Source organism: Spiroplasma ixodetis (assembly GCF_059729505.1).
This window is the reverse complement of sequence record NZ_AP038353.1, coordinates 1081795-1096796: the sequence shown is the minus strand read 5'-3', so window position 1 is coordinate 1096796 and position 15002 is coordinate 1081795. Positions and strand designations below refer to the sequence as shown.

The following is a 15002-nucleotide window of genomic DNA, read 5'->3' as shown; positions in this document are numbered from 1 at the left end:
GATAACTAATAGGAAGTTGTCACTAAATAATGATAAATTTTAAAAAAATGTTTTCATTTATTTTTTGATATTATAATTATTCACATTAACTAAAAATAGTATTTAAAAACTTTAATGAGTGTTTGCACATTATAGTTTTTTTATTTTTAATTAATTTTAATAAAAGTAAGGCATTGGTTTATTTTTTAGTTTAAATTTTACAATTAGAAAATTCGAGAATATATAGATAGGATGAGAAAGAAAAGATTAAAAAAATTAAAAAAACAATTTAATGATTATGAAAATAAGCTTAAAGTTTAAAGAAATAAATATTATAATAATAACATTAGAAGCAAAATTAACTGCACTTTTAGAAAAAAATCAATTTAAAATCAAATGATATCGTGAATTACCTTCTAAGTTTGAAGCAAGAGAATATGTTATTAATGTAAAAGATTTAGAAAATACAAAAAAATAGGAATCCCGATGTTATATGAAAAAGATCTTAAGCAATTATTAGAAAAATATAAAAGTACAATTAAAAATAAAAAATATAAAATTGATAAAGAAAATGGTAGTATTGTTGTTGCTGGTGTCAAGAAATTTGAATTAAAATTAGGAAGTTATGGTGGTAGTTTTGAAATTCCTACTTTATTGCAAATTCCTAGTTTTTCTCAAAATGGTAATAGTAATATTCTAGTGAGTGGTAATAATACTGTTAATGGTAATCAATCAGGAACATTATCAGAAAGCGGTGGTACTACTGATAGTGAACACGATAATGATGATAAAGAAACTTTATCAATATTTACTAGTTCAGAAACTTGTAATAATGGTATGTTAGATCAGACAATGTTAGAAACTAAAAATAATGTAGGTTTTTCTTTTTAATATTTTATAAAATATAGTCTATAAAATATTTTTATGAATAGTTTTTTTACATTAGATTGATTATCAATTATTACTCATTCATCTTCTTTGTTTATTTCTGATTTACCATCATTTAGCATATCATATTGTTCTTCATGATTTATTGCTATTGTTATTATCTAATATCATATTATATTCACATTTACTTATATTACTTGATTGGTTTGTTAGATTATTTGAGTTTAATGTAGTTTTCTTTTCATCATTAATTTCTTTAAAAATTTCATTTTTTTTCTATTACTTTTATATTTAATTCTTGTTTTTTATTTTTGTAAAAATTTCATGAATAGTAACCAATTCCACCAGCAAGACACACTAGTCCCACTGTAAGATGATTATTTGGAAGTATTGATTTTAATAAATTAGAAAGTATTTCAGAATTAATTTCGCTCTTATTTGTGTTTAAAAATTTCATTTTTATGTTCCTTTCAAATCAAAATAAAAACCTATTTATTTACAAAAATAAATAGGATAAAAACTTATATTAAATTTTTACTAAATAAATATAGCATAATTTATATATTAATTGTTAATAAGTTATTTAAAATTTGGAAATTATCCCCACATGTACTAGTGTGGAGGAAAAAATGAATTGAAATGAATTCAATAGCATATTTCAAAATGAAAACGATTGTTTGAAATATATAGCGAAGTTGAAAGTAATAAAATGATCAGGTGTGCTTCTTCTAGTTTGAATGTTTCTGATTTAAGAAGAATAAGATGTTTTATATGTCACAAACACCTTTGACATCTTGGTTTTATCTCATCTTTAGATGAATAAACACAAAGCATGGTATACCATCAACAGATGTTGCAAGGGAATTGGGTGTGACATATAAAACAGCTTGAAGAATGGGTCATGAAATCAGAACTAGAATTTTGAATCAAGGTGCAGGATTCATTGATGATGGCACAGCACAGATGGATGAAATGTATATTTCACATGTAGGTTTTAAAAAACAAGGAAGATCCTTGTTGAATAAAAAATTGATTGTTGGAGTTTATGATAAAACCAGCAACAAACTAATTGTGAAAGTATTGAAAAAAGCAGATGAGAAAAACCTTTTATGATTTGCATTGAAACACATTTCTACTGGGTGTTGTCTATTTACGGATTCTTGGAAGGGATATGGAAGTTTCAAAAACTTCTATCACAAACATGAAATCGTAAATCATGAAGTTGGGTATGTGTCATCAACAGGTGTAAACACAAACCAGATTGAATCTGCATGAAAAAACATCCGATGAACTTTCCGAACACACATAAAAGTTTCAAAACACAATATTCATTTATATGCAAAAGAAGCTGCATATAAATTCAATAAGATACCTAGTTTTGAAACTATAATTTTGTGTTTGATTTAGATACATGTGGGGATAATTTCCTAGATAGGCTTTTATCTCCATTTATGTGATAAAATTTAAAAACAGTACATAAAGGGATAAAATCCTAAAATTTTTATAAAAAAGCATATATCCAAAAAAATATTGACTTTCGCGTTAAAGTTATATATATTACAAAATAGTATTTTAATAAAGCTAATAAATTATATATAGAGGAAGATATAAGATGCCATCAAAATTAGTAATCATGGAATCTCCAGTTAAAAGTAAAGCAGTACAATCATATTTAGGTAATGATTATTTAGTGTTATCTTCCGATGGACACATTCGTAATTTAGCAATTAAAGGTCAATATGGTTTGGGAATTGATTTAGAAACTTTTGAACCAATTTACAAAATTGATCGCAAAAAAATGCCAAAGGCAAAAGAATTAAAAAGTAAATTAAAAAGTATTACTCATGTTTATCTAGCAACCGATCATGATCGCGAAGGAGAAGCAATTGCTTATCATTTAGATCAAGTATTAGCAACAAGTAATATATCATCACGAATAACTTTTAATGAAATTACTAAAGATGCAATTTTAACAGCATTTAAATCTCCACATAGTATTGATTTACCATTAGTTCGTAGTCAAGAAGCAAGAAGAATGGTTGATCGTATCATTGGTTTTCGCTTAAGTAATCTATTACAAAAAAAGATCGGTTCACGTAGTGCAGGGAGAGTACAATCAGTAGCATTAAAATTAATAGCAACAAGAGAACGTGAAATTACTAATTTTATTAGTAAAGAATTTTGAACAATTAATAGTACTTATCAAAAAAAAATAATATTAAATTGTGAAAAATATAAAGAAGAACTGTTAGTTATTAATAATGAACAAGAAGTAGTTGCTATTAAAAATGCATTAAGCGATAGTTATCAAGTAATTTCTGTTACTGAACAAAATCGTAAGCGTAATTCATTAAATCCATTTACTACTAGTAGTTTATTACAAGCAGCATCAACGCAATTAAATTTTAGTACTGCTAAAACAACGCTTATTGCTCAGCAATTGTATGAAGGAATTGATGTTAACGGAACACTTACCGGATTTATTAGTTATCCTCGTACTGATTCAATACGTTTAAATGATAAATTTATTGAAAATGCCAAAACATTAATTGTTAATGAATATGGTGACCAATATCTTGGGCAGAAGAAAGAACAGACTAATAAAAAAAATGTGCAAGATGCTCATGAAGCAATCAGACCAACTGATTTAACAATGAATAATAAACGTGCTATTGATTTTTTAAATAAAGATCAATTAAAACTTTATAATTTAATTTATTTTCGTGCCCTTAGTTCATTAATGGCACCAGCACAATTAATTAGTACTACTGTTTTATTTAAAAATAATGATTATCAATTTCGTTTAACAGGACAACAAATCAAGTTTAAAGGATTTTTAACGCTTGATGTAGAAAGTCTTGAAAATGAAGAACTTTTATTTTTACCAAAATTTGAAAAATATCAAATTATTAAAGTTGAGTCAGTAAATTTACAGCAACACTTTACTAAACCAAAACCAAGATACACAGAAGCTAAATTAATTAAAACATTAGAAGAACTAGGAATTGGTCGACCATCAACTTATAATCCAATTATGAACACTATTAAAAAACGCGGTTATGTTATTATTGAAAATAAGTCTTTTAAAGCTACTGAGAAAGGTCTTTTAACTAATGATAAACTTCAAGAGTTTTTTTATGATATTATTAATGAGACATATACTTCACAAGTTGAAACTCAATTAGATCAAATTGCTCATGGTAATTTTGATATGCATCAAGTGGTAAAAGACTTTTGATTTAAGTTTGAACCAAGAATTGATGATGCTTTTGATAAAATGACTGAGTTTAAAATTAAACCAGTTTTATTAGATCAAGATTGTCCACTTTGTGGTGCCCCACTTGTGCAAAGAACAGGAAGATATGGTAAATTTAACGGTTGTTCAGCATTTCCAAAATGTCGATATATTCAAAAACAATTAGAAAAAATTAAACCTTGTTTAGTATGTACAGATGGTTGAATGGTTGTTAAATTTTCAAAACAAAATCGAAAATTTTTAGGATGTACTAATTATCCAAATTGTAAACATGTTGAAAAGTATCAAGAAATAACTTCTGATAAAGAAGTAAAGTAGGTGAAACGCATGTTAAAAGATTATATATTATTAATAGATAAACCTTCATTTATGACATCACAAGATTGTCTTGTTGTTATTAAAAAACGTTTGAAATTAAATAAAATTGGTCATACAGGTACGTTAGATCCTTTAGCAACAGGACTAATGGTAGTACTTGTGAATGAAGCAACCAAAATTAGTGATTTTATTTTAAAAAGTGATAAAGTTTACATTGCAAAAATGCAACTATTTTTAAAAACCGACACCGGCGATATTACTGGTAAAATTATTGAATCAAAACCACATCTTGATTTAAAAGAATCAGAATTAGTTAAAGCACTTGAATTTTATAATAATCGTCAATATGAGCAAATAATTCCTGCTTATGCAGCAGTTAAAATTAATGGTAAAAAACTTTATGAATATGCTCGCGAGAATATTCCTGTTGAATTACCAAAACGTAAGGTTTATATTAAATCTTTAAAATTAATTAGTTTTAATAATGATTTAGTTACTTTTGAAGTAGTATGTTCAAAAGGAACTTATGTTCGAGCTTTGGTTACTGACATTGCTAGAATTTTACATACATCAGCAACTTTAACTTATTTGAGAAGAATTCATCAATCGGGTTTTGATTTAAGTAATACCTTAAATTTAGATGTTATCAATGAAGAAACAGTTAGTAAAAATCATATTAGTATTTATGATGGTGTTAAAAATATTATGCCAGCGATTGTTGTTGATAATAGTAAAAGTGTTATTGATGGTAAACCTTTAGTTATTTATAGTACTAATGAGCCATATGTTTTAGTTGTTAATTCTGAACATTTGCCATTAGCTATTTATCGTAATCAAAAAAATAATTTATACGTAAGCCAACGAGGTTTTAAATGTAATGAAGATATTAAAATTGAAAAATCTAAATATTCAAAATCAAAAATTGATGTCTAAACCAATTATTGCTTGTTGAGGATTTTTTGATGGTATTCATCAAGGTCATCAAGCCTTATTTAAACAATTATTAGTTAATTCAACAATAAATAATTATCAAACATGTATTATTAGTTTTGATAGAAAACCACAAAGTGTAATTAGTAATAAAAATAATGAGGTTTTATTAAGTAATGAAGATAAAATTAAAACAATTGCTAAATATAATTTTGATTATTATTGGGAAATTAAGTTTAGTAAAGAAATAGCAACACTTTCACCAGAGCAATTTATTTCGTGATTATTGGCAAATAATGTTAAAGCAGTAGTTGCTAATCCAAATATTAGGTTTGGTTATCAAGGGCAAGGTAATATTAAAACATTACAACAATCTTCATTACAAGTTTATCTTTGTAATAATATTATTGTTAATAATAACAAAGTTTCTTCAACTTATATTAAACAACTTTTACAAAATAAAGATATTAGTAGTGCTAATCTTTGTTTACAACAAGAGCCATATACAATTAGCGGTAAAGTAGTTCATGGTATTAAAGAGGCTAGAACGATTAATTTTCCAACTGCTAATTTATTGTTACTAACAAACTATTCATTACCAGGTCTTGCTACTTATATTACGCTTACTGAAGTAGATAATAAATGATATCAAAGTATGACAGTAATTATGTTACGTAATAATAAGCCGTTAGTTGAAACTTACTTATTAAACTTTAATCAAGATTTATATGGAAAAATCATTAAAGTTAGATTTTTAGATTTTCTTCGTGATAATTTAAAATTTACTAATTTAGATGATTTAAAAAAACAAGTGGATAAAGATTTAATAGAAACAATTAAATATTTTGCTAATTCTATTAGTAAATTATTAAAGCCATAATAATTGTGATATTCTTTATATTTACAATAATTATTAACATTATAAATACTATTTATTAAAAACTATTTCCAGTAAAATTTAAGGAAATTATCACCACATGTACTAGTGTGGAGGAAAAAATGAATTGAAATGAATTCAATAGCATATTTCAAAATGAAAACGATTGTTTGAAATATATAGCGAAGTTGAAAGTAATGAAATGTATCAGGTGTGCTTCTTCTAGTTTTAATGTTTCTGATTTGAGAAGAATAAGATGTTTGAAATGTCATCAAACATTTAGTATTCTTCATGACACCATTTTTCACAAGTCACAAACACCTTTGACATCTTGTTTTTATCTCATCTTTAGATGAATAAACACAAAGCATGGTATACTATCAACAGATGTTGCAAGGGAATTGGGTGTGACATATAAAACAGCTTGAAGAATGGGTCATGAAATCAGAACTAGAATTTGGAATCAAGATGCAGGGTTCATTGATGATGGCACAGCACAGATGGATGAAATGTATCTTTCACATGTAGGTTTTATTCAACAAGGAAGATCCTTGTTGAATAAAACCTTGATTATTGTAATTTATCAAAAAAAAACCAATAATTTAATTGTAAAAGTATTGAAAAACGCAAAGAGTAAAAATCTTTTGCAGTTTGCAAGAAACCACATTTCTACTGGGTGTTGTCTATTTACGGATTATTGGAAGGGATATGGAAGTTTCAAAAACTTCTATCACAAACATGAAATCGTAAATCATGAAGTTGGGTATGTGTCATCAACAGGTGTAAACACAAACCAGATTGAATCTGCATGAAAACACATCCGACGAACTTTTCGAACACACATAAAAGTTTCAAAACACAATATTCATTTATATGCAAAAGAAGCTGCATATAAATTCAATAAGATACCTAGTTTTGAAACTATAATTTTGTGTTTGATTTAGATACATGTGGGGATAATTTCCTAGATAGGCTTTTATCTCCGTTTATGTGATAAAATTTAAAAATAGTACATAAAGGGATAAAAGACAAATTAAATTTTATTGTATATGCTAATGAAAAATAAAAAATAAAAAAGAGAGTAAATAAATAATGAAATATTGAGTAAAAAAATTTATAAATCAAATAAAAAATAATAATGAAATTTGTGCAAACTGTGATTATAAAGAAAATTTACATAAAAATATTACTTCAAATGATAATTGTCAAATTGTAAATGATGAAACAATGCCATTGTTACAAGAACACACTTCAAATAATAAATGTATAGTTATTGAAATAGAATCAAATAAAATCAGCTGTTAATAATATAGTAGAAATAAATTTACAAGGAAAACAAATTGAACAAAAAAAACAGACTACTAATAAATTACCTAATTATGGTTCAATTTGTTAAGAAATTAAAAAATATAAGGAAATTATCCCCACATGTACTAGTGTGGAGGAAAAAATGAATTGAAATGAATTCAATAGCATATTTCAAAATGAAAACGATTGTTTGAAATATATAGCGAAGTTGAAAGTAATGAAATGTATCGGGTGTGCTTCTTCTATTTTTAATGTTTCTGATTTAAGAAGAATAAGATGTTTGAAATGTCATCAAACATTTAGTATTCTTCATGACACCATTTTTCACAAGTCACAAACACCTTTGACATCTTGGTTTTATTTCATCTTTAGATGAATAAACACAAAGCATGGTATACCATCAACAGATGTTGCAAGGGAATTGGGTGTGACATATAAAACAGTTTGAAGAATGAGTCATGAAATCAGAACTAGAATTTGGAATCAAGATGCAGGGTTCATTGATGATGGCACAGCACAGATAGATGAAATGTATCTTTCACATGTAGGTTTTATTCAACAAGGATCTTCCTTGTTGAATAAAACCTTGATTGTTGGAGTTTATGAGAAAACCAGCAACAAACTAATTGTGAAAGTATTGAAAAAAGCAGATGAGAAAAAACTTTTATGATTTGCATTGAAAAACATTTCTACTGGGTGTTGTCTATTTACGGATTCTTGGAAGGGATATGGAAGTTTCAAAAACTTCTATCACAAACATGAAATCGTAAATCATGAAGTTGGGTATGTGTCATCAACAGGTGTAAACACAAACCAGATTGAATCTGCATGAAAAAACATCCGACGAACTTTCCGAACACACATAAAAGTTTCAAAACACAATATTCATTTATATGCAAAAGAAGCTGCATATAAATTCAATAAGATACCTAGTTTTGAAACTATAATTTTGTGTTTGATTTAGATACATGCGGGGATAATTTCCTAGATAGGCTTTTATCTCCATTTATGTGATAAAATTTAAAAATAGTACATAAAGGGATAAAAGCCAAATATAATTAAGTAAAATGAATGAATTATTTAAATAACTTATTTTAATAGATTAGTTAATTTACTTTCACTAATTTCTTTATATATGTTTAAATTAGTTTGTTCGTATAAATAACAAGCTCAATAGTATCAAATTAAATTTTGATAATTCATTCATTTTTTGACAATAATTGTTTGTTCATTATTTAAATTAAAACAATTAAATCAAGCATTAATTTGGGTTTCAGAAGTTAAACTTTCAGAAGCAAAAGAGGCAATATCAAATAATTCATCATTTCAACAAGCAAAATCTCAATCAATTAAATATCAACAATTATTTTTTTTAACAAAATTATTTAATGTTAAATCATTATGAGATAAAACAATTGTTGTTGGTTGATAAGTAGCAATTCATTTGATTACCTCACTTGTTATTTTTTCTAAGCAAGGATTACTAGTAGTTAAATTACAGTATAAATTAAGTTGTTCTAAGCCTTTTCAAGTTTTAATTAATGATTTATTATCAAATTTAATATTATGTAGTTGTTTTACCAATGATGAAATTTGTTCTAATATTTGTTTATTAATTATTTGTTCGCTTAAATTAATTAAATTATGATAATATGGCATTAAGGTTAATAGTTTATTATTAATATTGACTTCATTAATAGGTAATGTAAATTTTTTTGATTTAATTAATTTAATAACATTAATTTGATTTGTAAAATTCAAAAAAGGTTGCAAAATATCTTTAAATTGTTTTAAAAAAAATGTTTATTTACTAAAAATAAGTCATTGGTTAAACCTTTTGTTTTTAATAGTTCTAATTGATATGGTGGTTTAATAGTTTTAAATTTCAAAATGGCACCTCTATTTTGCTTGTATTGTCCGTAATAAAATTATACAATTTATTAAATAAAAATTATTGAAAGTAAGTGATAGTATGTTAAAAAAAGGTTATATTCATATTTATAAAGGTGAAGGAAGAGGTAAAACCTCAATTCTTAATGGTATGGTAATTAGAGCATTGGGTAATAATCTTAATGTTAGTTACTTACGTTTTTTAAAAAATCGTCCTTCTGGTGAAATTAATTTTTTAAAACAAAATACTAAACTTAAAATTGAAAGTTTTTATGAATCTTCGCAAAAATTTTTTTGAGAAATGGATGAAGAAGAAAAAAATAAATTAAAACAAGAAACTAATTATGGTCTTACTAGATTAAAACTGTTAAGTCAAAGTGATAATACTGATCTTATTGTTGTTGATGAAATTTTAGGGTGTATTCAAAATAATTTGATTAAAGAACAAGACTTAATTGAAATTTTAAAAAATAAAAAAAGACATATTGAAATTGCATTATCTGGTAGATATGCATCTTTTGACTTAGAGCAATGTGCTAATTTAATTAGTGAAGTTAAATCAATTAAACATTATTTTGAACAAGGTCAAATTGCTCGTGAAGGGATTGATTATTAATGACTGCTAAAACCTTATGGTTTGCATCTAATAATATCGGTAAAATTAATGAATTAAAGAGTATATTACAAACAAAGGGATATAATGTCAAATCAATGTTAGATCTTAATTCTCCTCTTGAAATTAATGAAACAGGTACATCATTTATTGAAAATGCAATTTTAAAAGCAACAACACTTGCGAAATTAGTGAATGGTCCTGTTATTGCTGATGATTCAGGATTAGAAATATTGGCTTTAAATAATTTTCCTGGTATTAACTCAGCACGATGAAAGGGAGAAATGTCCTATCATGATGCAATGTTAGACATTTTAGAACAAATGGAAGGTGAAACTAATCGTGCAGCAGTATTTATTTCTGCTATTGCTTATGTTGATTTTGATCATAAGATTACTAAATCATTTATTGGTAAACTTGAAGGTGAAATCACTACTGAGATAAAAGGTAATGATGGTTTTGGTTACGATCAAATATTTTATGTTCCAGTAGTACATGCTACTTTAGGTGAATTGTCATTAGCAGATAAAAATAAAATTTCTCATCGTAATTCAGCAATTGAGCAATTATTAACATTTTTACAAGAACAAAATTAGATATTTAAAATTAAAACAAAAAGGATGATTTAATTTTGTAATAATCATTAACAGATTCATAATTACCATTATTAACTGGTAATAACAATAATATTAAAACTACCACTACTCCTATTTGAAAATCACGAATAAAACCATTTAGTGTAATGGCAACTTTTTTTAGGACTGTTTTTTGGTAGACATTTGTGCTTGGTGTTTTATGGGGGTTAAGTAGTTTAGAGTACTGTGGATTCTTATTTTGTTGTATCAATTGATATAATCAAATAATTTTAATTTTAATTGGATTAATGATGTAAAATTTTTATCATTAATAAATTCTGTTTTGAAAGTTTTGAAAGTTGCTTCAGCAACAGCGTTAGCATAATGACAACTTTTTTTGCTTAAAGAGCGGGTAATATTGAAGGCTAATAAAATTTTATCAATAGTTTTGTTATTAAATTCATTACCGCAATCGCTATGAAATATTTGAATATTTTTTAAACAACGATTTGAGCACATAAATGCTTGATATACTAATGATGCATCTTTTTTAGTACCTACACTATGTCCAATAATTTCGCGATTGTACAAGTCGATTAATAAGCAAATATAGTTTCATTTACCATTAACTTGAAAATAAGTTAAATCACTAACAATAACTTCATTTTTAAGCCTATTATTAAAGTCTCTATTAACATCATCAGTAATTTGACTATCATTGACTTTATTATGATATTTTTCGTTTTTTACTTTATTGTTTGCTAAATTTTCTTTTCTTTTAGAACAACTTTTAATCTTCTTGTTCCATAAGTTTCTTTATTTTCTTTAAAAGCACTAATAACAGTTTCATCATAAATATTATTTTGAATTTTATCTTCTTTTTTCTTGAAATTAAAATAATATGTTGATTTAGAGATTTTTAAAAAACGACACATTGTACGAATTTTATATTTAACTTTATTTTTGATAATAATTTCTATTTTCTGCCTATTATTAGTGCTGCTTTCTTTAAAATATCATTTTCCATTCTTAATTGTTTTAATTATTTTCTTAATTTAATTAATTCATTTTCTTCAACAGAACGGTTATCTTTGGTTTTAAAACTGCCTGAATTAGTAAATTTCTTAATTCAATTATAAGTAGCTTCTCTTGTAACATTGTACTCTTTAGCAAAACAAGACACTGACTTACCACTTTGATATAAAGCTACTATTTGTTTTTTAAATTCATCTGAATATGAGTTAATATTGGCCATAATTATAATTCCTTTTTTTTAACTAATTTGTTCACTTGTTTACGTAATTAGTGTCCAATAAATTGTAACCCATCCACTTTTTAATTTATCTTCATCAATACAAGCATATGTTTTATAATCAACTAAATAATATTTATTTTCTTTTTTATCTAAATAAACTAAATCTGGTGTTCCAGCAATTAAAGTATCACTAATAGGTTTTTCTATAATAAATTCATAATTATTTTTATCTTTAAATTTTTCTTTTAAAAACATAAGTGATTTTTTACAATAAGAATAGTTTATATTATTAGTTAATGGTTTTAATTTTTTTAATAAATTATTAATAATATTTTCTTCATTAATATTTTGTAAATATAATTAATTAAGTTTATGAACTCATTTACCTCGATTTGAAGCATTTTTTAATACTTCTGGTGCTATATGACTATAACCAAAACCTAAATAATTATCAATAATTCTCGAAACTGATATTAATTCTTTATCTTCTAAAAAATATTGATGAGTTTCTTTTTTAAAAATTAATTTACTCATATTCATTTAAACAAAATCCTTTGACACGATTATCAAGTTTAAAAATAATATCATCAATCTTAATAACATTAGTTCTTTTAATAACTTCTGCTACTAATTCTGTAGTTACAATATCAAATCCAAAATATTGATTTATTATCCCTTTATTAATTGATTCTTGATTAACTGTAAATATTTTCATTTTATTTATTCCTTTCATTAATTAAGTTTTTGATTTATCATGTCTGATTCTTCTTTTGAAATATAAACTTCCAATACTAATATTTCATAATGTGTAATAAAAGCATTTTCTAATAAATGATGTTTATAATTTTTATGAAAATTATTAGCATCTATAAAAGTACAAAAAAAACTTTATATTTTGTTTCATCTGTATAATTAAGTTAAGTATCATTTTTGTTACTATCATTAATTTTTATTAATGATATTTTTTTATTTTATAATTTTTATAAGATTTATATTTATTTAATTTAATATTTAATATTTATTTATAAATCATTTAATTTTATTAAAAATTCTGACCAGGAATAATTTTAAATGAATATTTCATATAATTTTTATTTTAAAAAAAATTTTATGCTTGTTATGTTAAAAATGTTGTTTTAACTATTGATATCATTAGAAATGATAGAAATAAATTAGGTATAAAGAATATTGGTAATATTACTAAATTAAGAAATAATAATGTTCCTACTAAGTCTAAATTAATTCAAAAAGCATTACATAATTTTTATAATGCAAGAGTTTTAAGTTTTTTAACTTATCGGCCGTTTAAAAAATGCGTATAAAGTATATTTTTTTGAGAGAAAAATATCTTTAATTGTTATCACAATTATAGCATATTAATTAAAAATTCCTAACTATTTAGGTTTATAATTATTTAATTTTATAACATTAACAAATAACAATATTTTGATTATTAATATGAGCAATTCTTGTATTTAACATATTTACAAATGTTTTATAATTATATGATTTTGCACCATAACCTTTTAAAGATTTAACTAAATGTGAAACAGTACTTTAAGCATGACAACCAATATTTCAATCTTTACCTTGATTAATAATTCCTTGTTCATTATTTTTAAAATAATTAAAAGTTTTTTTCATTAACATTAGGTTTTAAAATATTAATTAATTCATTATAATTACCATTTTTAAAATTAAATGATGTATCAAAATAATTAGGTCAATTTGTATCAGATTTTTTCTTTCCTTTTACATTAATAAATGCTTTTCATAAATAACTAATACCATGAAAATAATCTAATACATATTTTCCACCAAATCATTTAGCCATTGCTCTAATTCATAATGCACCATCTCCACCAATAATTAAATTATTATTTTGTCAAAATATATTAGTTAAATGATTAATTTTAAAATCATAATTATTAACAATAGTTTCGTATACAAATTCATATACTTTATCTTGAGTTATATTATCACTTGGTTTAAAAATCATATATGCTTGTATTTTATTTTGTAATTGATTTCTATTTTTATAAATATTAATTTTATGAGTATAACAATTAAAAATTCTAATACAATATTTTTCAATTATTCCTTGTTCATTTGCTAAATATTCAAAACAATCATCCATATCAATATGTAAATAATCTTTAACTTCATATTTATTTATTGTTAATTGAATTTCAATTTTTGTATTTTTTATTATATTACTATAAGTTTGTTTTGAAATTCCACAATATGGTAACATATCTTTAATATCACATTGTCTTTTACCTTTATGTATTTGTTTTATTATAAATAATGTTAAATTATTAGTACAATTTTTATATTTTTTAATTCCTATTGCTTGTTTAACTGGAATTATATTTTCATTTTTTTCTAAATTTTTATATATTCTTAATGGAAGATAAGATTTTCCAAAAGGATTAATTAATAATTTCATTCTTCTTTGTATTAATTTAAATTTACTTTTATCATATTTATTTTTATATCAATAATAATCATAATCTAATAAATCTTTATCATAATCTTCTAATTTTTGATTTGCATGCTGAATATCAAAAGTATCATAATCATATTTATCATTAATTCAAGGCATGATATTAAATTCTTTCTTAAATTTATGAAATGATTATATGACTATTAAAATTAAAATTTTGTAATTTAATAAAACTAGAAATGATATAATTAAATATATAAGTTTTAAATAAGGTGATAATATGCCAGCAAAAAGAAAATAATTAGGAAATTATAAAGAAAAGATAAATGAATATTTTAGAGATAATAAAAATGTTCCAACAAGAATGACAAAAACTGTTTTAAATTTAGCATTAGGAATTGATAGAAAATATATATTTGATTGCCGACGCTACCAGACAAAATGACAACAAAATTTTTTAAAAGAATATGATAAAGCATGTCAAAAAATTGCAAATTATTTATTACGAAATACTATGAAAGACTCAAAATATCAATGAGAATATTTAAGAAAATGTCATCCAGAAGAATTTGATTATTTACAAAATAATTTAGAAGAAAATAATACAAAAAGTAATATAATTATTAATCTTTGTGAACCAAGAAAAATAGAAAATAATGATTAGAAA

At 23.9% G+C, this 15002-nt stretch carries 22 protein-coding genes; 13 read left to right on the top strand and 9 right to left on the bottom strand.

Features of this window, described 5'->3' with window-relative positions:
* Positions 1 to 277: 277 nt before the first annotated feature.
* Genes AC6I4F_RS07130 through AC6I4F_RS07120 form a run of 3 tightly spaced genes read left to right on the top strand, consistent with a single transcriptional unit; the run spans position 278 to position 1032 of the window.
* Positions 278 to 457 carry a hypothetical protein gene (locus AC6I4F_RS07130; protein ID WP_497873363.1) on the top strand — a complete coding sequence of 60 codons (180 nt, stop codon included), beginning with the start codon at positions 278 to 280 and terminating at the stop codon, positions 455 to 457.
* 8 nt (positions 458 to 465) lie between these two features.
* Positions 466 to 870, top strand: coding sequence for a hypothetical protein (locus AC6I4F_RS07125; RefSeq protein WP_497873362.1), 405 nt, complete (start codon positions 466 to 468; stop codon positions 868 to 870).
* Positions 871 to 903: 33 nt separating this feature from the next.
* Positions 904 to 1032 carry a hypothetical protein gene (locus AC6I4F_RS07120; protein ID WP_497873361.1) on the top strand — a complete coding sequence of 43 codons (129 nt, stop codon included), beginning with the start codon at positions 904 to 906 and terminating at the stop codon, positions 1030 to 1032.
* A 91-nt stretch (positions 1033 to 1123) separates the two neighbouring features.
* Here AC6I4F_RS07120 and AC6I4F_RS07115 read toward each other — a convergent pair whose 3' ends face one another.
* Positions 1124 to 1324, bottom strand: coding sequence for a hypothetical protein (locus tag AC6I4F_RS07115; protein ID WP_497873360.1), 201 nt, complete (start codon positions 1322 to 1324; stop codon positions 1124 to 1126).
* A 133-nt stretch (positions 1325 to 1457) separates the two neighbouring features.
* On the opposite strand from AC6I4F_RS07115, the gene AC6I4F_RS07110 reads away from it, so the two are divergent.
* From AC6I4F_RS07110 to AC6I4F_RS07080, 7 genes are all read left to right on the top strand, one after another.
* Positions 1458 to 1619 (top strand): hypothetical protein, encoded by a 162-nt coding sequence (locus AC6I4F_RS07110; protein WP_497873359.1) that lies wholly within the window; start codon positions 1458 to 1460, stop codon positions 1617 to 1619.
* A 19-nt stretch (positions 1620 to 1638) separates the two neighbouring features.
* Positions 1639 to 2274, top strand: a complete 636-nt coding sequence (locus tag AC6I4F_RS07105) for an IS1595 family transposase (RefSeq protein WP_497873358.1) — start codon at positions 1639 to 1641, stop codon at positions 2272 to 2274.
* Positions 2275 to 2479: 205 nt separating this feature from the next.
* Entirely contained in the window at positions 2480 to 4441 is a 1962-nt protein-coding gene (gene topA, locus AC6I4F_RS07100; protein WP_497873357.1) for a type I DNA topoisomerase, read from the top strand.
* A 9-nt stretch (positions 4442 to 4450) separates the two neighbouring features.
* Complete coding sequence (gene truB / locus AC6I4F_RS07095) at positions 4451 to 5374, top strand: tRNA pseudouridine(55) synthase TruB (RefSeq protein WP_497873356.1); 924 nt, start codon at positions 4451 to 4453, stop codon at positions 5372 to 5374.
* Complete coding sequence (gene ribF, locus AC6I4F_RS07090) at positions 5367 to 6251, top strand: riboflavin biosynthesis protein RibF (protein ID WP_497873355.1); 885 nt, start codon at positions 5367 to 5369, stop codon at positions 6249 to 6251. The genes truB and ribF overlap by 8 nt, the downstream gene beginning before the upstream one ends.
* A gap of 119 nt (positions 6252 to 6370) precedes the next feature.
* Positions 6371 to 7192, top strand: a complete 822-nt coding sequence (locus AC6I4F_RS07085) for an IS1595 family transposase (protein ID WP_497873354.1) — start codon at positions 6371 to 6373, stop codon at positions 7190 to 7192.
* A 506-nt stretch (positions 7193 to 7698) separates the two neighbouring features.
* Positions 7699 to 8520, top strand: a complete 822-nt coding sequence (locus tag AC6I4F_RS07080; RefSeq protein WP_497873353.1) for an IS1595 family transposase — start codon at positions 7699 to 7701, stop codon at positions 8518 to 8520.
* A gap of 125 nt (positions 8521 to 8645) precedes the next feature.
* Here AC6I4F_RS07080 and AC6I4F_RS07075 read toward each other — a convergent pair whose 3' ends face one another.
* Positions 8646 to 9317, bottom strand: coding sequence for a phosphotransferase (locus AC6I4F_RS07075; protein WP_497874795.1), 672 nt, complete (start codon positions 9315 to 9317; stop codon positions 8646 to 8648).
* Positions 9318 to 9528: 211 nt separating this feature from the next.
* On the opposite strand from AC6I4F_RS07075, the gene AC6I4F_RS07070 reads away from it, so the two are divergent.
* On the top strand, positions 9529 to 10062 hold the full coding sequence (locus AC6I4F_RS07070; RefSeq protein ID WP_497873351.1) for a cob(I)yrinic acid a,c-diamide adenosyltransferase: 534 nt from the start codon (positions 9529 to 9531) through the stop codon (positions 10060 to 10062).
* On the top strand, positions 10062 to 10655 hold the full coding sequence (gene rdgB / locus AC6I4F_RS07065) for an RdgB/HAM1 family non-canonical purine NTP pyrophosphatase (protein ID WP_497873350.1): 594 nt from the start codon (positions 10062 to 10064) through the stop codon (positions 10653 to 10655). Before AC6I4F_RS07070 ends, rdgB begins: the two co-directional genes overlap by 1 nt.
* Positions 10656 to 10814: 159 nt before the next feature.
* Here rdgB and AC6I4F_RS07060 read toward each other — a convergent pair whose 3' ends face one another.
* The 7 genes from AC6I4F_RS07060 to AC6I4F_RS07030 form a co-directional block, all read right to left on the bottom strand.
* Positions 10815 to 11291: a transposase gene (locus AC6I4F_RS07060; RefSeq protein WP_497874683.1), complete on the bottom strand. Its 477-nt coding sequence runs from the start codon at positions 11289 to 11291 to the stop codon at positions 10815 to 10817.
* Positions 11292 to 11395: 104 nt separating this feature from the next.
* Positions 11396 to 11569, bottom strand: coding sequence for a transposase (locus AC6I4F_RS07055; protein WP_497873349.1), 174 nt, complete (start codon positions 11567 to 11569; stop codon positions 11396 to 11398).
* Positions 11570 to 11676: 107 nt separating this feature from the next.
* Entirely contained in the window at positions 11677 to 11889 is a 213-nt protein-coding gene (locus AC6I4F_RS07050; protein WP_497873348.1) for a transposase, read from the bottom strand.
* Positions 11890 to 11928: 39 nt separating this feature from the next.
* Positions 11929 to 12144 carry a hypothetical protein gene (locus AC6I4F_RS07045; protein WP_497873347.1) on the bottom strand — a complete coding sequence of 72 codons (216 nt, stop codon included), beginning with the start codon at positions 12142 to 12144 and terminating at the stop codon, positions 11929 to 11931.
* 105 nt (positions 12145 to 12249) lie between these two features.
* Positions 12250 to 12423, bottom strand: a complete 174-nt coding sequence (locus AC6I4F_RS07040) for a hypothetical protein (RefSeq protein ID WP_497873346.1) — start codon at positions 12421 to 12423, stop codon at positions 12250 to 12252.
* Positions 12416 to 12604: a hypothetical protein gene (locus AC6I4F_RS07035; protein ID WP_497873345.1), complete on the bottom strand. Its 189-nt coding sequence runs from the start codon at positions 12602 to 12604 to the stop codon at positions 12416 to 12418. Before AC6I4F_RS07035 ends, AC6I4F_RS07040 begins: the two co-directional genes overlap by 8 nt.
* A 912-nt stretch (positions 12605 to 13516) precedes the next feature.
* Positions 13517 to 14494 (bottom strand): hypothetical protein, encoded by a 978-nt coding sequence (locus AC6I4F_RS07030; RefSeq protein ID WP_497873344.1) that lies wholly within the window; start codon positions 14492 to 14494, stop codon positions 13517 to 13519.
* Between the two features lie 205 nt (positions 14495 to 14699).
* Between AC6I4F_RS07030 and AC6I4F_RS07025 the strand changes: the two genes are divergently transcribed.
* On the top strand, positions 14700 to 14999 hold the full coding sequence (locus tag AC6I4F_RS07025; RefSeq protein ID WP_497873343.1) for a hypothetical protein: 300 nt from the start codon (positions 14700 to 14702) through the stop codon (positions 14997 to 14999).
* Positions 15000 to 15002: the final 3 nt, after the last annotated feature.